Source organism: Hahella sp. NS-SX17, from assembly GCF_057367735.1.
In genome coordinates, this window is the sequence record NZ_CM170632.1 from 6,091,469 (window position 1) to 6,111,455 (window position 19,987).

A 19,987-nucleotide genomic window follows, 5' to 3' on the forward strand; every position below is an offset into this window, starting at 1 on the left:
GACAAAAATGTCCTGGTCTCCTGACGTCATACAGCCACACGCCATCAGGCGCACACAGGATTGGGCGTTGTCCGCCGGTCGCCGTCACTAACGACTCAACGATATTTACAGCATCAACTTAAAATTACAAGGCTCCGCCGCAACGCCCTTTCTGCCCGCAAACACCCGAAAAAAGGGCGACAGCGGAGTATGGACTGGCGTTGAGACGCTTGCTTCGCGCCTCAACGCCTAACCTGCATTACAGGCTACCTTGCGCCGCCATGTCCATATATTTACTGGTAAAGCGCAGTTTGACATTTTTCTCGTCGCCCAACACTTTGCCGTTATCAAACTCGATACCGACAAAATCCGCTGATTGCGCAGTGGCGCCGAATAAGCCTTTGTCGAAGCTGAACTGACGAACGTATTCCATTGTCTTTTCAATCGCATCAGACTTGGTGTACGCGCTGGCTTCAGCTGGCGTATAGAACATAGCGGTGGTCCGCAGTTGCGCTTTGAACTCGGGAACGGTCGCGCCAGTGGCTTCCGCCATATGTTCGATCGCCTCCTTACTGCCTGCGCCGCCGCTTATGATGGCCATGGTTTCATACCAAGCGCCGGTAAGCGCTTTTTTGAAACGCTCATCCGCGTCTGTCTTCACAAATGTGATATCCAGAATTTCCCCAGGGATCATGGAAGAGTCAAAAATCATCTGTGCGCCTTTGGCGTTGCGCGCCTGCTGCAAAGGCGGATTCCAAGTCACCACCGCGCCCTTGGAACTGGAGATGAAGGCGCTGGCGATATCCGCATCGGACGTGTTCACTACCGTGACGTCTCTTTCAGACATGCCGTTTTTATCCAGCGCACGCGCCAACATGTAGTGAGAAACGGAGAATTCCACCAGATTGATTTCCCGCCCTTTCAACTCCGCCACGCTGTGCGCGCCTTTCACCACAATACCGTCGTTACCGTTGGAGTAGTCGCCCACTATTATCGCTTGCGTGTCCACGCCGCTGACGGAAGGAATGGTCAGCGCATCCATATTAGTCGCGGTGACCGCGTCAAAGTCGCTGGCGGTATACAGGTTGATGGACTCTACATAGTCATTGATCAACTGCACTTCAATTTCAATACCGTATTTATCCGCCCACTTTTTCACGATTCCCTGATCCGCTGCGTAGCCCCATGGCTCCCAACCAGTGTAATGAGACCAGGCCAGCTTGAACTTGTCCGCCGCTGAGGCAGAAGCGGAGACCGCCAGGCACATCATGAGCGAGGTTATGCGTCGTACCATAATATTTTTCCTTGTTGCAAAGTATTGCGCCCGACCGTTTAAAGGATCGGGCAGCCAGTTATTCTTTGTTGATATCGATAATTTCAATGGCGTCTTCCAGGGAAACGCGAGCCTCCGCCGCCCCTTCCATTTTCTGAATCGACTTATCCATCTTGCCTGTCAGGTCATCCATATCAACGATGGATTGCGCCATTTTGGGCAAGGCGTCGCGTCTGAAACTGCTGAGTTCTTCCAGAGCCGCCTGCACATCAGTGAAAGCCTTTTTCAGCGTGTTAATGTCCAATTGCGCCTGAGAGGCCTGTTTTTGAATCTCCACGCCCTGCGTGCGCAGCGTATTGGCGGTTTCTGCGATCAGGTCGTTAGTGGTCTGGGTCACCGCCTGCACGCCTTTCAACACTTTCTTTTGCGCCTGTAACGCCAGCGCCAGGGTCGAGGCGGTGGACAACGCAGTCACCGTCACATTGCAGGCGCGATCAACGCCACGCACCAACTCCTGGTTGTTGCGGATGATCACTTCAGAGGAAAGCACGCCTTGTTGATTAACCGCCAGCATTTGCTGCAGGTCGATAATGCGCTGACGCAATGGGAACAGCACCTCTTCCTCCAGGAACTTACGCTTCTCCTGATCTTCCTGGCGCTCCACTTGAGAGGTGAGCTGCCTGTCGAGCAACTGCCCCAGCTTGATGTAATCCTGCAACAGGAACGTCAGTTCGCGCATGCGCTTCTGGTCATTGCGCAAAGTGACGTTATCCCGTTCCAATTGCGACTTGCCGTCTTTCAGTGTCGCCACGATATCCTGTATGACGCCCTCAACGCTTTGATAACGAGCGAACCAGCGCGCCAGCGGCGTGCCAACGCCAGGGATCATGGACAGCAGGCGACGGAAGCCGCCCATATTAAAATCAACCCGGTTTGGGTTGATGTCGCTGACCTGCTCCTGCAGCGTCAACAGCCCTTGCGCCACCGGCCCGCCGTCCTGAGCGTCGCGCAGCAGGTTGGCCATCGGCTGTTTCAACATGGCGCTCTGTTGCGCCATGTTGCGGGCGACAGTTTCACCCAGGTTCGCCACCGCCCGCGCCTGGGCTTCGCGTTGATCCAGGTTGCGGAGATCAATGCTCATCAACTTTTCCACCAGCTCGTCAGCCTGCGCCTGTAGCTTGGGATCAGCCTCTTCTGTCTGGGAGGTTTCCGCAATGACCTGCTTTTCTATTTTCTCTTTCTCGGTCAGGATTAAATTGCTCACTGGTTATTCCTCATCACTTTTTTTGCGCATATTGCTGCGAGTTTTCAATTAGTGTGGTCAGTTCCTTAATCGCCTGCTCCATATCCATAGCCGCGCGACCACTACTGAAGTCTGTATTGGCGAGACGAGCGCTGACCTGGTCCAGCTTGGTCAAGGCTTCCTCATTTTCCGCATAGAGCATGCGCACCCGTTGCATTTGCTCATCGAACAACTGCAGCCGACCGCGCAGTTGCTCGCGGGTTCTTTCCGATTCCGCCGAAGCGACGCCATCCATACGCTGCAGCTTGTGTTCGATAGCCTGCCGGTCAATCGCACTGACGGATTGCAGAGAAAGCGACACGCCCTCCAGGTTATCCAGACCATTCAGATATACCTGTTCCGCCATGGCCAGATAGCGGTTATAAGTCAGCTCGGTCGACTGCAGCTTGCGATTGAGCACCTGATTAAAGATCTCAAATTTCTTTTGAAACAACTGTAACTGATGGATGGCGTCATCCGCGCTCAGTTTGGCCAACTCCGTATTAAGATGGGCGATGGCCTGTTTGCGCTGCGCTTCCAGCGCCTTGCGATAGCGTTCGATATAGCGATTGGCGTGGGCGCCTCCTCTGGCGAAATACTCCCAGGACCAGCCTCCCAACGCCAATACGGCGCCGCCCACCAAGGCGCCCAGCGTTGCGCCTCCCACACCGAAAAGCATGGTCGCAGCGCCGCCGAGAAACCCCACCAGGGCCGGATATAACGTCACCGGCTGGGTCAGCGAGGTTTTCAGCGTTTCCGCTTTGATTTTGGCGGGTTTAATCGCTTTGGTGTCGAAGGTCATACCTAGATCTCCCCGCTCACCAACACGATTTCCACCCGCGGCAGGCGGTAGTTGTAGGAGCGCAGCGACTCGTTCGGGAGTTGCGGAAGCGGCTTCTCTCCGCCAAATCCGACAAAGCGAAATCGGTTCGGGTCGATTTCGTAAGTCACTTCAATATAACGGTACACGGCTTCAGCGCGGTCCAGAGAAAGTTGTTTGTTCGCCTCCGCATCCCCCCTAACGCCGGTATGTCCGCGTATCTCCACGCGAAAGTTCGGATAATGCTGCAGATTTTCCATCAACAGGTCCACTTCGCGCTTCCCTTCCAGCGTCAGCTCCGAGGTTCCGCTGGAGAAAATGATCGGACGCACTTTTAGGGCGCCAAACTCTCGCAGACGACCCCATTCTGAGGCGGCAAGCGCACGAAAATACGCTTTCTCCGTCGCGCTCTCCCCTGCAAACTCGCCGGAGGCGAGCGTGTCGTACAGCTCTTTAATCGGCGCGCTAGCGATCAGGCGATAGGGATCATTATTTGGAATCGGGTTGCGACCGAATACTTTATCGTCAATCAGGATACCCACCGCGGATTCGACCGTATCCACCAGATACTCGCGACCGGCGTTACGACGTCCAACGCCAAACCAGTCCTCCGCGTTCTCAGTGAGGCTTTTCCATTCCACGCCGCCCAGCAGTTCTTTGGATTGTTTGGCGTCAAGGTCATATTCGTCACGCAGCGCTTTCACCAGCTCGTCCTGATTGCGGCGATAATGCTGCAATGTCTGGAAATAGGATTTCAGAAAAACCGACACTAAATCCGGGTCTTTGCGCAATACAGTAGCGTTAGCCACCAGCACATCCACAATCAGCTTCTGCGTGTCCTCGGTTCCCAACAAACGCACAATGCCGTCATTGGACAAGGCCCGAGTCACCTCCGGCTCCCACACCACCGCGACATCAGCCTGCCCTTTGAGCAGTGCGTCCAACGCCTCACCGGAGCCATTGGTAGGCAACTTCCAGGCGGCGGACTGGTTCAAGGCGGCCAGGTCAAAATGGCTGCGAATCGCCCGTAGCAAGTGTTCGCTGGGCGAATTGGGCGTAAACGCCACCTTGACGCCAGTTGCGTTTCTCAAGTCCTCAATGCCCGCCACTTTGGATTGACGGGCCACAATGGCGTCACCGCCTTTGCTTTCGTCAATCACGGAAATGATCGGGCCTGGATAGTTCACGCCCGCTCCGTTCTGCACATAGCTGTCCACCGTGGCGACAATAAAGCTGTATTCGCCTTTGCTCAGACGCCTGAAGCGGTCCTGATAGTCCGCCTGATCATCCACGCATTCGAGCAGATAGCCCTGGCGGCGCAGCCGCGCGCCCATTTCCGGCGAGCACAAAGGAAAATAGCCAACCCAGCTGTCCCTGGCCAGACGAATAGTCCCCTTGGTGTTCTTGGCGTCTGTGGTCTGCAGTTGGCGGTCTTCCTGGGATTGCAGCAGGAATAGCTTGACTCCCGCCATCACCAGCAGCCCGCCCACCAGCAGAATAATTACAATCTTAATGTGCGCTTTCATGCATCCTGTCTCTACTGCCTGAGGTCGCCTTGCCTTCTATTGTTGAAATTCCAGCAGTGTGAAGTCCGGCGCTTCGGCAAGCACCTCGTTCAAACCCGCCATCAAACTGTCCGGATCGCTCGCGGAACGGTAGAAAGTCAGGCCGGGCTGGTGCAAAGAGTGATCGTCGCCGATGCAGAAGCCAATAGTATGAATGTTGACGGGCGAGCTCTGCAGAATGGACTGCACCGCCCCATCGGTTTCATAACCGCTGCTGGCCAGTCCATCTGTAATAATTACCAGATGATACTCTCCATACCCCAATTGCTTGCCCGCCTGTGCAGTCAGCGCGGCTGCGCCGTCCTCCAGACCAGCGGACAGAGGCGTGCCGCCGCCGGCGACCAGCTGGTCAATCATCTGCTTCACCAGCGGCCGGTTCTGTGTAGCGAGATGGGTGCGCTCGCCAACGCCCTGGCCGTCAAAAGCGTATACGCCCACATTAGCGTCAGCCGGCAGCTGTTCGACGAACTGTTTTACCGCCGCCTTGGCCACATCCAATTTGCGCTTGCCGTCGCCGCAATCGGTATTGTTCATGCTGCCAGAGCCGTCAAACACAATGTAATAGTTTTTCGCCAGCAGGTGACTGCTCAATTCACTTTGTCCCTGCGTCGCCGGCCAACGGTTATCCGCCGGGCGCATGGCGTAAAGCCCAGAGGGTTTAACCTCTGGCGCAGGCTTCGTCTCTGGCGTCGCCGCCGGAGCGGAGGACGGCGCCGGCGAAGAAGCGTCATCGCACCCCGCCAGCGCCGCCAGGGCGATATAGACTGATAATTTCTTCAACATCGTCTATCCCCCTACAGCGGCATGAATACGTCAGATTCAGCTTCAACCTGAATAATGCGGAACTCTACCCGCATATTCGAACGCCACTCCTGCTGATTCTTGGGCGCACAGGGCTCGGAGCCGCAAATACCGGTTTTCGGATTGGCGATGCCGTTGCCCACCACCGCAAACTGGGATGGGTCTAAACTAATGCTCTTGGCGGACGCATACTGAACAATGCTGTCGCGCACTTCCTGCGCACGGGCCAGGCTCAGGTTACGGGCGGACTGTTTGATGCGCCCCAACACCACCGCCTGCTCGCCTTTCTTCTTGGCGCGCAGATACTCCATCGGATCGGAGTTGCCTTCTACAGTGATAATGGCGCCGCCATAGGTGCTGGCCAGCTCGACCACTTTATCGAAAGAGTCCTGGTACAGGTCTACGGAGAAAGACTTCTGGTTTGGCTGGAAGAACACTTCGAATGAAAACAGCTCGCCTTCCGCCAGACTCTGTTGCTGTTGACGCTGGTTCACCAGCTGCGCCACCTTCTCTTCGTCAAAGCGCGGCTTGGCGGCTTCCGCTTTCATGTTGACCGCAGCCCCCAGGAAACCATAGTCGAACGTCGCTTTCGCCAGCGTGGCCGGCTTGCTCAGAATACCGGCCTGTTGCAAACCGGTTTGCACTTCACTGCTCAGGGCGTCGAAACGACGGGGATAGTTGTTGTTGGTAAAGAATTGCTTGTTGCCTTGCAGACCGACGAAGGTCGCATCCGCGTATAAACCTTCTACGTCAGCGGTGGCTTCTTCGCTGTCCAGCAACAGTTTGCCCGCCGCCGCCAGCAACTCCCGATAGGGCTTAGCGTCTTTGGTTTTGTTCTGGAACAGTTTGCCCAGCGCCTCTTCGCCTTCCAGCAGGCCGGCGACAAAAGCCTCCACTTCACTGCGGTGGGCGTCGAAGTAGTCTTTTCTCACAGCATAAACGTCAGCGATAACCTTATCCGCCGTACGGGTGGACAACAGAATGCGCGCGCCTTTTACCGAGTCTTCGGAGCCGGAGCCTACATTGCCGCCGGACGTCAGCGCTAACGCATCGGGAATGATCACGAAGGCCGCATCCACATCCTGCTCATAAAACGCCGCCATAGGCGCATTATTGGTGCCGGTCAGGTCTGGCAGCCAGCGAACCGTCACGTCTTTGAAACTCAAGCCTGCGTCTTTCAGAATCCGGGCGGCGTAATCCACATGCGGACCGTAAGCCTGAATTGCGATGGTCTTGCCTTTCAGGTCCTTGGCGTTGCGAATATTGGATTTCACCACCAGAGCATCGCCGCCGGAGGACCAGGTCAGTTGATAGATCACCACCGGCTGCGTGCGTGGATCTTTATTCAACAGCTCCGCCGCCGCGCTGACCATGCCCACCGTGCCGCGCAAAAATGGCGTTTCTCCGGCGATATAGCTTTTGACCTGATTAACGAAGGCGTCTTCCCGATACAACTTGAGCTGCAACCCCTTCTTGTCGAAGATGGAGCCTTTCGCCGTTTGCGTTTGATTGCCGTTGGCCAGCAGCGTAGCGATATCGCCGCCCCAGGTAATGACCGGCGCGCTGAGGTTGCGGGTGTTCACTTCGCCCACATTCAGTTTGACCACATCACTGATAGGCTTGTAGTCAACATAAGCGGGCTTGGCGTGAGATATAACGCTGAAGGCCGTCGCCAACAGCGCCAGAACCGAAATGAGAGAGCGTTTTACCATAGTGGATTCCTTATGACTTACCGTCGATATTCCGCATCCAGCAAGGTTTGGAATGAGTCCGGATGTTTGAGGTTGAAATCTTTAACGTGTTGCAGGTATTCAGGGTCAAACCCTTCCTGTTTCACTTGTTCTATTAGTTCTTTGAAAGCGTCGGTGTGCATGACCTCGCGGCTTGTGGCCACCTTGGGCAACGCATGGTCCGCAACGATTTTACCGCCCCGGCCGTGGAAGTGACGGTCGCCCCGGTCATCGGCATAGTATTGTGACAACACCAGCAGCCGAGTGCCCAGCAAGCAGGCTTCATGCATATCATGGGTGACGAAGAATACCGTCAATTGTTCCTTTTCCCACAGTTCCAACAGATGCACCTGCAAGTCTGCGCGGGTATCAGGGTCCAGTGCGCCAAAAGGCTCGTCCATCAATAGAATGGGAGGCTTCATGATCAGCGCCTGCGCAATCGCCACCCGTTGCTGCATGCCGCCGGACAATTCATGGGGATACTTGCGCGCCGCATCTGTTAGGCGCACCTGGGCCAGCATCGCCATGGCCTCTTCTTCATGGGCCTTGTTGCGGTACCAGGGGTTCCACCACTGACCCTGGGTCAGCGTCTTGCCTAACATGACGTTTTCCAGCACGGTGCGGTTGGGAAACAGAGAGTAACGTTGGTAAACAATGCCGCGACTGAGATCCGGCAGCAGCGCTGGCGCTCCCGCTATCTCCACTTTGCCGGAGGTCGGTTGCTCCTGTCCCAGAATAAGCCGCAGCAAGGTGGACTTGCCACAACCACTGGGACCCACCACAGTACAGAATTCGCCCTTGCGCACCGACAAATCGATGTTGTCGAGCACCTGTTTGTCTCCATACTGTTTATATACATCTTCTATGTGAAGCAATGGCTGCATCTATCCAATCCTAAGGTTCAAGCGTCGCCGGTTTCCACCGGGCCGCAAACGTCCACACTCAAACAGGGTAGTCCGCAAATGCGGGTCCTGCCCTATGTTCGCTATTGTTCGTACCACTTGTAACGCCACTTCAATATCAAGCGCAGCGCCCAATCCATCAAAAAGCCCAACAGGGTGATCCAGATAACATAGGGAATAATCACGTCCATACTCAGATAGCGCCGCACCAGGAAGATGCGATAACCGAGTCCCTCCGTCGCCGCGATGGCCTCCGAAGCAATAAGAAACAGCCATGCGGAGCCGATGCTCAACCGCAGCGCAGTAATCAATCGCGGCATCATCTGCGGCAACAGGATTTTGTACACTACGGCCAGATCGGAGGCGCCCAGGGTTTTGGCCTTCACAACCTGCTCACGGGGAAAGCTGCGCACGGACAGCGCCATGTCCCGGGTCATAATGGGAAATACCCCGATAAAAATAAGCGCCACCTTACCCAGTTCGCCAATACCCAATGAGATGAACAGTATCGGCAGCAGCGCCAGCGGCGGAATCATGGCGACAAAGGTAAGTATGGGATTGCCGAGAGAATAGAGGCCGTTAAAAGCGCCCATGTTGAGGCCGAAGATAAGCGCCACCAGCGTCGATAACGCCAGCCCTATCGCCAATCGCTGCAAACTGGCCAGCGTATCGGCCCAGAATACATAGTCGCCGCTGCGCCGGTCCGGCTCGAAAGCCAGACGATATAAAGCGTCCCCCATCTGCTGCAGACTGGGCAATAGTTTGTCGCTGGGGTTGTCAGCCAGACGGATATCGGAAGCGATGAGATAAGTAGCAATCAATATCACAAATGGCGCCAGCGCCAGAACCACGTTTAACAGTCGCGGCGGCTGGGCGAATAGTCCCAGCAAGGCGGGTCGTTTCATCTAAATCCCTTACTAATAATTATCGAATGGTTGCTGTGGGCGTTAGCCGCTTAAATATTACGCTGCGACTCCCGACTGTTGGGATAACGCTTTTTCTCAATGGCGTAGTAGGCCTTCAGTAAGTCGGCTTCCAGGCCAATTGCTTCACGCGCGTCCTTCAAGGCGAGATTTGAATACCCTTCGAAGTCCACTGTATCCAGGGGCGTGCAGTCGGAAACGTATCCCAGTCTAACGGCGTCTTTGAAAACTTGCAGGTCTTCGTCGTTCATCTGATAGACCTTGGGGTAGAGATATTTGGCGAAGAAACTGTACAGGCGCTCCTCCGCCGTCGTCACCCGATTGGTGCTGCCCATCGTGAACCCCAGCACGAAAGCCTCGTCTTTCGGCAGTACGCCGCGCCCCAACAGAACATGGATGTAGTCATGCGCTTTCAGACCCGTGGCTCCATTGAACAAATTAATGCCGGGGATGTCGAATTTAGGGTTCTCCACCAACTGAATGATCAGGGGGATGTCTTCCTGCTTCAGAGCGATGCTCTGAATGCTGGCGAATGCTTCCGCCACCGTCATTTGGTCATCGTCCAGCTTGATGTGCCATTTTGCCACGCGTTCGGGTAATGCCATGGTTATCTCCATGAGGTTGAGCGAGCTAGCGAATTTATATACGTCAGTTACACAGTATAGGCCGGGCGTCTGGAGATGAGACGACGCACGGGCATAAAGCGTCATTTCTCGTGACTTTCCGTCATTTAATTATAAATTTCAATCGCGTATGCGCTTATAGCGTATCTGCACCAGCCCACTGGAGAAGGTTTCCGCCAATTGAAATTCCAGACGCGCGCAGGCGTCCACAGGGGGAAACAAAGGAATGCCGCGGCCCAACAACACCGGCGCGTAGGAGATTATATATTCGTCCACCAGGTCTTCTTCCTGGAACGACGCCAGCAATTCACCGCCCCCTACCAGCCAGGCCCGCTTGTAGTCCAAGGCCCGGAAATGCGCCAGCAGTGTCGAGGGGTCGCCAGCGCAACGCTCTACCCCTGGAGCGAGCTTCAGATCCTCCTGTCGGGAAAAAACCCACACCGGTTTTCCTTCGTAAGGCCATGCGCCCAGCTCCAGCACTTTATGGTAGGTTCTGCTTCCCATCACCAGAGCGTCGACGCCCTTGTAAAACGCCTCGTAACCATAGTCTTCATTCTCGTCCGCCACGGACGCAAGCCAGTCCACTTTTCCTTGAGGATCGGCGATGTAGCCATCAAGACTGGCGGCCACGTAATACACTATTTCCATACCCTAAAGACCTTACTAGTTTTCAATGATTGTCGATGATCGCCAAATAAAGCCGCGCTGATTACACGCTCTCTGGGAATGCAGCTAGAATTAAATGCAAGACAACGTCACATGCTTAAGTCCGGAAATAATAAGCTCCCACGAGCGCTCTCTCTTTCTGGGCGAGTAATGCCTGTTTTTTAGCGCATGACGAAGGGGCGATGATAGAACAATGAACTTTATTAATCATCCGTGGCGCCGAGCAGCATTGCTGACCATCATTACGCAATGGCTTCTGCTCTCCCCTGTCTCTCACGCGCAGGATGCAAAAACAAACGCGCCGGAAAGCAAACTGATCAGATTCAATATGAGCGATGGCGGCGGATTTCCGCCGTTCACCTATTACGACGAACATAACCAGCCGCAAGGCATTATGTACGAAGTGCTGGCCACAGTGGCGGCCCGTCGCAATTATCAACTCAAACTAATGGCGCTGCCCCGCAAGCGGCTTGACAGCATGCTGGCGGCTGGCGATGTGGATGTAGTGACCCTGGCGAGAGAGTGGACGGACGCGCCGGCGGCGTTCCTGTGGTCAAAGCCGGTCATCCCTCATCGCGACGTCATTTTTTCCCTGCGCGATCGCAACCTGCAGTTTAAGAAGGTCGAAGAGCTGGTAGGTACAACGCTGGTAGTGCGTTTCGGCTACCACTACCCCTTGCTGGACCCCTATTTTGAGGATGGCCTGATCCAACGCCAGGAGGATTACAGCGAGAGCATCATGTTGTCGCATTTGCTGAAAACGCCTGACCGGGTCGATGGCGCCGTTATCAACGAGCTGGTGGGCCTGTGGTTGATCAAGGAGAAGAGCCTGGGTAACAAGTTCACTCTTTCCGATCAGGATGTCAGCACCGTGTGGTTCCGCTTCGCCGTGACGCCACAGCGCAAACAGTTACTGGCCGATATCAACGCCGTGCTGCAGGATCTGAAAGAGTCTGGAGAGCTGCAGGAAATTATCTCCCGCTATCAGCCTTAGAAGCCCGATGGCTACGCCGCGAATTCCGACACCCGATACTCCGCTTTGATGACGACCTCCAGATAATCCGAGTGATTCATCGCCAACTCAAAACCTTCACTGTCGTCGCCCCCGCCCGGCCCTCTCGCTTTCATCAGACTGCGACTGCGCGTCAGCCCCGCCATCGCCTGACGATTCGGCTCATCCCATTTCGGATAGAGACTGTGCACCGCGATCAGGCGCACGCCCAAAGCGTCCGCCAGCTCCAATGCCTGCTTTTTGTTTTCCCTGGCGGCGGATTTCATGATCTCCAGCTTCCTGCTTTCCAGATAGGAGTATTCCCATTGGATGTCTTCCAGGGAGATATTTTTTGTCGTCGCCGCCAGAGACAGAGTTTGCGGCACATCGGCGATCGCCAGAGATTGCAGCTTGAGCGTGAACGTCACCGATGAAGCGCCAGCGAACATACCGGATTTAGAGGTCACGCGGATATTTTCAAGAGACAGTTTGCTCTCATCCACTGCCAACTGTTTCAGGCCATCGATAAGATTTTTGACGTCCTTCAACTTCTTCAGCGCCTCGGTGGTGAACACAGAGGATTCCCCCGACACCTTAAGGGCCAGGGTCGCCGCGTCGGGAGACACTTTCACTTTCTCCACAGTTTCCATGGTGATTCTATCGGGATATTTTTCGCTCATGCTCTAGCTCTCCAATTATTGCAGCATCTCTCGCAACGGAATCAGGCTGCGTTCGCCCTCGGGCGACACAATCGCCACGGTTTGCGCCGGTATGGCCGATTGCCCCGTTTTACGCTCCTGAGAGGAAAAGTTCGCGGTAATCGTCGTGCCGTCGGCAAAGCGGGTGGATTGCAGCAGACGATCCTGCGACAGGAACTCAAACCCCGTCATGCGCGTACTGTAAAGTTTTTCATGCCAGGGACGGAATACTTTATCGTAGGCGGCGATGACAGGCAGGTCGCGCTTCTGATTCGCCGCGTTCAGATGGTACATCGGCGGAATCATGTACAACAACTGCAGCAGCCCCACATCCACGCGGGTTTCTTTGAACTTCAGCGAGGGGTATTCCCAATGCAGGGTCGCCACCACGCTATCGTGCAGCGCCAGTTGATACAGCGGCAAGCGATAGGCGGGATTGTAGTAAATATTGCGCAGCGCTGGCTTGATCGGCTTAGTGGCGAAGAACAGCGAGGGCGCCTCAGGCGGCCAGTAGTTGCCACGATAATAAGTGGATTGGCGGTTCTTGCCGGTATCCGGGTCCGTCCAGCTGAACGGCGTGATGGTCATGCCATGAGCGAACTCAATGGCGTTCGCAAACAACGCGGAGCCGCCTTCGCTCCCCGTGACCAGCGCCAGTTCTTCCCGTGGGAAATTCAATCGTTGCGTACGCGCCGCCACATCCTGCGCTTCACTGGTTTTGCGCCCTTCCGTGTAGTCCTCGTAGATCATGCCAGTGGCGTCCACATCCAGGAACAGACTGTTGAGCTTGGCCTCACGCGTCACCGCCGTCATGCGCTGCTCCGCATAGTCTTCAATGGCGACAGGGTTGGCGTAGGCGCCCACACTGGAGAAACCGGAGACGACACTGCCGTCTTCCCGTCGGTAGGGCGCCTTTTCCCAGTTTTCACGGCCGACCTGGGCGGTCAGCCAGGTGCGCGGCTCATCCGGGGCGTGAATGCTGCCGTAGCTGTCATAGACTCCCACCAGATAGCCCGCCGCTTTCGCAGCTTTCACCGATTGCGGATGCCATAAGGTATCCAGCCAGTCGTTGGCGCCCAGCCAGGCGCTGGTCAGCCCGGCCTTGCGCAGCGCGGCGATGGTGTCCGTGGAGAAACCGCCGCCCCAGGACTCCGGCTCGGTCATCATGGCGCCGAACGCCTGCTGCATGGCCGTGCGCATCGCGTCTCCCCGCAGCACTTCCATCGCGGGATCATGTCCGCCCGGTAAGGGATGCTGCGCCGGCGCATCGATGGCTTTGATCAACGCCCCATTCACCGCCCTGACGATAGCCTCGCGTGAGTATTTGGAGACAAATCCCGCATCGCCCTGCGCCTCCTTGAAGGCCTGGGTAAACATCTTGCGCGCCTCTTTATCGCACTGCGCCCAAAGTTTTTGCGCGAGGCGCCCCGGCGTCTGATACTTGGCGGCGAATTCACGCACGAAGGGACGCCAGTTCTTAATATCCTCCGGCTTGATCAGACCGCTGCTCCACAGGTAAATATGCGGCGCGCCAGCCAGCTTGGCTACATTGGGGTTTTGCGCGAGTTTATCGTCCAGCGTCAGCAGCCCCTGACGCTCCAACAGCTCGCGATAAGCCAAGGCGCCGGCGACAGGGGTTGCCGCGCCCTTCTGTAAACGCGCCAGATAAGGCCGATCCGGCATCAGCGGCGAGAATTCATGACTTACGCCCAGACGCAATGCGCCTTCATCCCGGTCGAAAGTCATGGCGGTATTGAAGGGGTTCTCCAATGTCCAGGTCAGAGAGTAGCCGATTTGCCCTTTGCCGCCAGCGCGCACTTCCGTCCAAAACGGCATGGACAGCAGTTCCGTCAGCGCGGACTCGTCGTACTTTTCCTGCAACCAGTCCGCCCACGCCGCATCATCGGCCGGAATATAAAAACCTTCCCCCAATGGCAGACCATAAGCGGACACCTGACGCGCCGCCGACACCGGCCAGTCAATATGTGCCTTCGGCTTGTCGGCGCTAATGGCGAAAGTCAGAGCGCCATGATCAACAGCGACTTTCACGTCAAAGGAGTTGCCTTCCAAAGCGACACGCCAATGACGTGGATCGCCTTCTACAAACACGACGCTTTTGACGTCTTCCGCAGCAAACGCCGCTGCTGAAGCGGGAGATTGAGTTTGGTTCATCTGCACCGTCACCGCCAATGTGGCGGGATCGATCAGATACAGGTCGTCGCCAACGGCGACTTGCACCGGTTGTGTATTCCCAGGCGTAGCCCAGGCTGGTTGCAGCGCGATGGATAACAGCGCCGCCAATACGGAGATTCGTTTCATAATGACGTATAACTTGAATAGAAATTGGGTCGAGGTATCGCTTTAAGTCACGCAGATTCCCGCAAAGGAGCGACAGGGAACATTTGGGCGCGGACTTATAGGTAAGTCATTGATAATGGAAGCCGCCATGCCCGGAAAACTTAAACGTGTAAGCTCAGTCCACTATAAAATAAAAGTTTCCCGGTTTCTGCATGATAAAGACGCGCCCTTTCCGCTGATAGCCCTGAATCCTTTGGCCGCGTAGGACTGACAAAGTTATGAAATTTTCTTCATGAGGGTGAAGCGACTAAAACCCATATCGCAACGCCACATACAGGTTGCTGTTGTCCTTGAGCTGGCCAAAAAAGGTTTCCTCTTTTTCTCCGTAGAAAACATTAGCGCCGCTCTCCACGCGCCAGTGATCGTCCACTTTGTAGTTCGCTTTCAGACGCAGGTAGCCGTCTTCTTCATTGGGGCTCCAGAAGTTGAACAGAGACAGGGTCAGATTCTGGTTCAGCAGCAGCTTGGTCAGACGCAATGTTACTACCTGACGATGCTCGTCCTTGATATAAGCGCTCGGCGGCTGCGAGGCCTTGAAGGCGTCATAATCCTGCATGGACTCAACGTAGAACTGCACCGCGCCAGTCAGCTCCGGCAGCAGCTCGCGTTCATAGCCGACTAAAGCGCGCCACTCGCTGTTGCGCACCCAGGGGTCGTCACCGTGCTCATCCTCCAGGCTGTCATAGTAGCCCAGCTCCGCATTGGCTACGCCGCCGGCGACAGGACCGCGCACGCTCGCGCCCCACACCTGCAGCGCAGGAAAGGTATACAGGCCGCTGTCAGGATTAACGCCCGCCGGGCTTTTCCAGAAACCGCGATAATAATAGGCGGCCAGTTCATAGGGCCCCAACAGACGATACACCCGCAACGCCAGTTCATCATCCTGCAGCGCGTTTTGACGCCCTTCCACCTGCAAGGGCTCATTGCGCCCAACCACCTCACTGGAGCCTGCGCTGTAATAGGAAATCCGCTCGCCATCAATATAACGGTCCGCGTCGAATTGCGGCGTGTACACCCAGTCCAGATTCACCACATCACTGAAGAGGGATATCTTGGCGGCGTCCGAAGGCGCTTTCAGGTACTCCTCGTCACGGCCAATCATCAGCGCGCTCCAGTCCTTGGGAAACAGATCGTTGATGAACAGCAGATCGCCGGTTCCCCAGGTGAGAACCTGACGTCCCAGCTTGATATCCATCGCATCCGCCGGACGCACCAAAAAGTTGGCTTCGCGCACGTCCAGCCAGCCTTCTCCATGCTCAAGATCAATACGATGATGATCCAATACCGGGTCGTACAGGAAATCCGCCACGCCCTTAAACGTGACCGACTCCAGAAACGCTTCCGCCTGCCATTGGGCGCGCGCTTCGCCGATGGACGCCCGCTTTTGCGTCGGATCCTCCTGCAACCGGGCGCCGAGACGGGTTTCCGCAAAACCGGACATTTGCCACGGAACCGCGGTCAGCCCTGCCTCTGTCTCTTGGTCCCTACCATTCAATCCGGGTTCCGCCAGATCCAGGCCGACAGGCAGATCTGGCTCATTGGCGGATGGTTTAGCAGGTTCTTCCAACCCTGTTGGCAGTTGTGGCTCCTCCGCTCCCAGCCCTGCAGGCAACGCTGGTTCTTCACCCCAGGCGCGAGCGCTTATAAGCAGGATTGCGGCGATTCGAAGCGGTGTTTTCATCAGTGCTCCCGCCCTCTCTCAGCGTAGATACTGACGCGGCGCGCTACGCAAATAACGTTCGCTGAAAATATCTTCTGGAATATCCACGTCGTAATCGACTTTGCTGTAGCGCATCTGAGTGTAACCGCCGATGCGCGAGTCGCTCATTTTGGATTCCGTCACTGTCTGATAGCCGTCCACCATTTCCACCCGCGTCGCCTGATAGGTGCGATAAGCCCGATCCGATGCATCGTAAAACTCGGTTTTGACTGGAATAAAGGTGGTCTTGTGAATCCAGTTTTTGTAGTAGGCGAACTCCACATTACCGGTGTTTTTTGGCGTACTTTTCAGCACGTAGTAGTTGTCCGTCTCTTCGAGCAACACATGATTGTCTTCATCCGGAGTGCGCCCGGACACATCTTCATAGAAAAAATGTGAGCCCATAAAACTGGTGCGTTCATCACTGGCGGAAATGCGTTTCACCAGATCCAGCGCCGGCAGATAGAGCCAACGGTCGTCATCTCCCTTCACATGCTTCCAGACCAGGAAGGCGCTTTTGCTCACGTCCGCCGGGCTGTGAAAGTACACATAAAACTTCTGATCGCCGTCGCCTGCGTCGTCAATGTCTTTCCGCAGAATGGTGAATTCCCGCGAGCGCTCCCGGTTCTGGGCGTCGAAGATACGCATATCCACCCTCGCCTTGCCGTCCACCCCCTGATAATAAGCTGCGTGGCTGGCCTTGCGTACGATGTCATCCACCTGCGTCAGATCCGCAGCGCCCGCCGGCGTCGTCGACATTCCCGCCATGACGAAGACCCAGGTCGCCGCCCATCGTTTGAATGAAAGACTCATGCCTCAGCCTCCCTTGTTGGTTGCAGATTTTTAAACAGAAAGCGATCAAACGCCGTCAGCAGCGCAGGCAGGATCAACAAGGTCGCCACGCCAGCGAACAGCAAAATGGAAGAGATAAACACCCCGACAGTCTGGTAAGGAATCAAGGGCGCCGCCAGCAACGGCAGGAATCCCACGCCGATGACAATCACATTGCGGGTAATCGCCCGCGCCGGCTCGCCGAACACCGCGTCCACCGTCTCACGCCAGGAGCCGGTCTGCCGATACAGAAACCGGCTGCGAGCCAGAAAGTGGATGGCGTAATCCACCGCCAGCCCTAAACTCAACGCTGACAGCACCGCCACCGGCATATCGTAATCTTTGCCAATCCAGCCGATGACGCCGTAGATCGCGCCAATCGTGACCGTCAGCGGCAGCATACTGAGCAGCCCCCACCACAAGGAGCGGAATAAAAACGCCATCATCGCCAGCACAATCAGGAAGCTGCCGAGAAACGCCTCCAGCATGCCGCTCACCATTTTTTCCTGCCACACCACGTTGATATAGGTCAGCCCAAACCATTCATGCTTGAGGGCCGTCGGCGCCGGATGCTGCGCGAAAAAGCGATCCACCGCGGCGACCACCGCCGCCATGTCCTTGTTGTCCCCGCTTTTCAGCTGTATCCACAAATTGGTGTTGCGATAGTCCGGCGTCACGAAGCGCCACAAATCCTGAGGACGATGACTGCTCTGGTAGGTAATCAGCGTCTGCCCCACCGCCGGAGCGCTGGCGGGAATGCGAAACGCCTCCGCTTCACCCTGCATCAATTCTCGGTGCACGGTTTTGACAATGTCCGGCAGCGCATTGCTCTTACCCACCAGACCGGTTTCCTGCAGGTACTTTTGCAGGGTTTCGATATAAGCCAGGGTCTCAGGCTGTTTAAAGGTTTCAGCGCTTTGCCTCACGGCGTCCAGTCCCTGACCCAGCTCATCCCAGGCGTCCCATAACGCGTCGGTGTCCGACTGTTCGCGGGCGTTCGCCACCGCGTCCTGCACCTCACGCAACCATTCATCTCTGGTTTGCGCGGTCGCTCCGGCGATAAGGGCGCGAGCGGGCTCTTGAATGGCCGCATCCGTCTCGTCCAATAACGCGGCGCCCCGGCTGCGAGCGTCCTCCAACGTGGCTGGCTCCGCCGGCTGTAACGCCAGGTAGGCCATATAGGTTCCCGCAAAACGCTCATTCAACGCTTGATCCGCAACGCGAATCGGATGACTTTCCGCAAACCATTTCACCGGGTTGTCATTAATCTGGATTTTGCTAATGCCATAGGCTGCGCCAACCGCGACCAACAAGGTCGCCACCAACACCAGTCTGGCGCGGCGATAGGTGAAACGCCCCAGCGCATGAAGAAACCGCGCCAGCGCCGTATGCTCCTCTCCGTCTTTGTCCGTGTTCATACCAAATCCCTGCAGCGAGTTTTCCGGCATCAACATGATGTAGGCGGGGACCAGCGTCACCGTCAACAACCAGGCCAGTCCCACGCCAATAGAGACGAACACGCCAAACACCTGCACCGGTGGAATCGGCGTAAACGCCAAGGATGCGAAACCCGCACAGGTGGTAATCGAGGTGTACAGCATCGGCGCCGACAACTCTTCCATCACCTCGCGAATCGTTTTGTTGCGGTCGCGAATCCGGGGATAACGGTCAAAAAAGTCCGACAGGATATGCACCGCGTCAAGCACTGCGATAGGCATGACAAAAATGGGGATCATCGAACTCATGATATGCACGGTATTGCCGGTGACCACTAACAGGCCCATGGTCAGAATCACGGCGATCATAGCCACCGCCAGCGGCGCCAGCACCAAACGCAGGTGGCGGAAGAACCACCACATCAATAAAAAAACAAGCAGCATGGCCAGAGGCGCGGAAATAGCCATCTGCTTGAACATCTCCACGCCAAACTGATCCTGCGCCACCGGCAACCCAGTAATGTGGTACTCATCATTTGAGTCGAACTCAGCGACCTTGGCGCGCAGCCTCTCCGCGATCTGGTAACTGATGTCCTTTGAGGTGATGGGAACGTAAAGCGCCAGCGCTTTCTGATCCGATGACACCAGCGTGTCGCGCAGCATGGGAATCCGCATGGCTTTTTCAGCGACTTGCAAAGCCGCGGCGTCGTTAGCCGGAGGCGATGGCATCAACCATTCAAAACGCACCGTTCCCAGCCCGGCCTGCTCAATATTATCCAGTGTGGATGGAGCCATCAGGTCCACGCCCACCACGCCCTGCTCGCGTCCGTTCTCCTCCCAGCGCAGACCTTGCGCGAATGACGCCAGGTCGTACACGTTTTTCAGTGAGCGCGCATTGAATACGCCCTGGGGATGCTCGCGGTTGATCACCCCCACCACGACAACGTCGTACAGGCTGAATTCCTGCTTCAGGTGGTTGTGAGTCACCCTGACTGGCTCGTCCTCCCGCAGCATGTTTTCCGGGTCGGTATCAATGTGTAGAGGGTTCAGGAAGGAAAACGTCGCGGGACTTAGTGTTGGAGCCGCCGCCAGAAGAATCAGCAGCAGGCAAAGAGCCCCGCTCAGGCGGAACCAAAACTTGGGGTGTCGGGAGGCATGTTCTGATAAAGTCAGCATAGCAGGGCCTCAGCGAAAGGCGCTTCCGGGACGGAACCTCAGTTTTTTCAACACCATGGCTAACGGACAAAAGCCGGTGAACGCCGCCTGAAACATATTCAGGCCAACAAAGGCGGAAAGCAGGAACCAATAGGGACTCACCCAGTAACCCAGAATCAAACCGAGAGAAACCATGAAACCTGCAAATGCGAATACCAGTCGATCAATGTTCATAGCAACCTGCTCCTGTCCCGG

General features: G+C 56.0%; 17 protein-coding genes. 1 reads left to right on the forward strand and 16 read right to left on the reverse strand.

What is annotated here, in order from left to right; all coding sequences use genetic code 11:
* Positions 1–238 precede the first annotated feature (238 nt).
* The 10 genes from AC2IBB_RS27180 to AC2IBB_RS27225 form a co-directional block, all read right to left on the reverse strand.
* On the reverse strand, positions 239–1,273 hold the full coding sequence (locus AC2IBB_RS27180; protein ID WP_486329826.1) for a putative urea ABC transporter substrate-binding protein: 1,035 nt from the start codon (positions 1,271–1,273) through the stop codon (positions 239–241).
* A gap of 58 nt (positions 1,274–1,331) precedes the next feature.
* Complete coding sequence (locus AC2IBB_RS27185) at positions 1,332–2,516, reverse strand: toxic anion resistance protein (RefSeq protein ID WP_486329827.1); 1,185 nt, start codon at positions 2,514–2,516, stop codon at positions 1,332–1,334.
* 13 nt (positions 2,517–2,529) lie between these two features.
* Entirely contained in the window at positions 2,530–3,336 is an 807-nt protein-coding gene (locus tag AC2IBB_RS27190; protein WP_486329828.1) for a hypothetical protein, read from the reverse strand.
* Between the two features lie 2 nt (positions 3,337–3,338).
* Entirely contained in the window at positions 3,339–4,880 is a 1,542-nt protein-coding gene (locus AC2IBB_RS27195; protein ID WP_486329829.1) for an OmpA family protein, read from the reverse strand.
* A 36-nt stretch (positions 4,881–4,916) separates the two neighbouring features.
* Entirely contained in the window at positions 4,917–5,702 is a 786-nt protein-coding gene (locus AC2IBB_RS27200; RefSeq protein WP_486329830.1) for a vWA domain-containing protein, read from the reverse strand.
* 11 nt (positions 5,703–5,713) lie between these two features.
* Positions 5,714–7,432, reverse strand: coding sequence for an ABC transporter substrate-binding protein (locus tag AC2IBB_RS27205; RefSeq protein WP_486329831.1), 1,719 nt, complete (start codon positions 7,430–7,432; stop codon positions 5,714–5,716).
* A 17-nt stretch (positions 7,433–7,449) separates the two neighbouring features.
* Positions 7,450–8,334, reverse strand: a complete 885-nt coding sequence (locus AC2IBB_RS27210) for an ABC transporter ATP-binding protein (RefSeq protein ID WP_486329832.1) — start codon at positions 8,332–8,334, stop codon at positions 7,450–7,452.
* A gap of 101 nt (positions 8,335–8,435) precedes the next feature.
* The gene (locus AC2IBB_RS27215; protein WP_486329833.1) at positions 8,436–9,257 is read right to left on the reverse strand and encodes an ABC transporter permease; all 822 of its coding nucleotides are present in this window, start codon (positions 9,255–9,257) and stop codon (positions 8,436–8,438) included.
* A 50-nt stretch (positions 9,258–9,307) separates the two neighbouring features.
* A complete protein-coding gene (locus AC2IBB_RS27220) occupies positions 9,308–9,880 on the reverse strand; it encodes a hypothetical protein (protein ID WP_486329834.1) in 573 nt (190 codons plus the stop codon).
* 138 nt (positions 9,881–10,018) lie between these two features.
* Positions 10,019–10,546, reverse strand: coding sequence for a dihydrofolate reductase family protein (locus AC2IBB_RS27225; protein ID WP_486329835.1), 528 nt, complete (start codon positions 10,544–10,546; stop codon positions 10,019–10,021).
* 211 nt (positions 10,547–10,757) lie between these two features.
* Between AC2IBB_RS27225 and AC2IBB_RS27230 the strand changes: the two genes are divergently transcribed.
* Positions 10,758–11,558 carry a substrate-binding periplasmic protein gene (locus AC2IBB_RS27230; protein ID WP_486329836.1) on the forward strand — a complete coding sequence of 267 codons (801 nt, stop codon included), beginning with the start codon at positions 10,758–10,760 and terminating at the stop codon, positions 11,556–11,558.
* An 11-nt stretch (positions 11,559–11,569) separates the two neighbouring features.
* Here the strand turns inward: AC2IBB_RS27230 and AC2IBB_RS27235 are convergent, their stop codons facing one another.
* The 6 genes from AC2IBB_RS27235 to AC2IBB_RS27260 all read right to left on the reverse strand — a co-directional run bounded on the left by AC2IBB_RS27235 (position 11,570) and on the right by AC2IBB_RS27260 (position 19,966).
* Positions 11,570–12,235, reverse strand: coding sequence for an SIMPL domain-containing protein (locus AC2IBB_RS27235; protein WP_486329837.1), 666 nt, complete (start codon positions 12,233–12,235; stop codon positions 11,570–11,572).
* Between the two features lie 15 nt (positions 12,236–12,250).
* Positions 12,251–14,572 (reverse strand): glycoside hydrolase, encoded by a 2,322-nt coding sequence (locus AC2IBB_RS27240; protein WP_486329838.1) that lies wholly within the window; start codon positions 14,570–14,572, stop codon positions 12,251–12,253.
* Positions 14,573–14,858: 286 nt separating this feature from the next.
* Positions 14,859–16,292, reverse strand: a complete 1,434-nt coding sequence (locus tag AC2IBB_RS27245; RefSeq protein ID WP_486329839.1) for a hypothetical protein — start codon at positions 16,290–16,292, stop codon at positions 14,859–14,861.
* Between the two features lie 18 nt (positions 16,293–16,310).
* Complete coding sequence (locus AC2IBB_RS27250; RefSeq protein WP_486329840.1) at positions 16,311–17,123, reverse strand: outer membrane lipoprotein-sorting protein; 813 nt, start codon at positions 17,121–17,123, stop codon at positions 16,311–16,313.
* Positions 17,120–19,753, reverse strand: coding sequence for an efflux RND transporter permease subunit (locus AC2IBB_RS27255; protein WP_486329841.1), 2,634 nt, complete (start codon positions 19,751–19,753; stop codon positions 17,120–17,122). The genes AC2IBB_RS27250 and AC2IBB_RS27255 overlap by 4 nt, the downstream gene beginning before the upstream one ends.
* Positions 19,754–19,762: 9 nt before the next feature.
* On the reverse strand, positions 19,763–19,966 hold the full coding sequence (locus AC2IBB_RS27260) for a YgaP family membrane protein (RefSeq protein WP_486329842.1): 204 nt from the start codon (positions 19,964–19,966) through the stop codon (positions 19,763–19,765).
* Between the last annotated feature and the right edge of the window lie 21 nt (positions 19,967–19,987).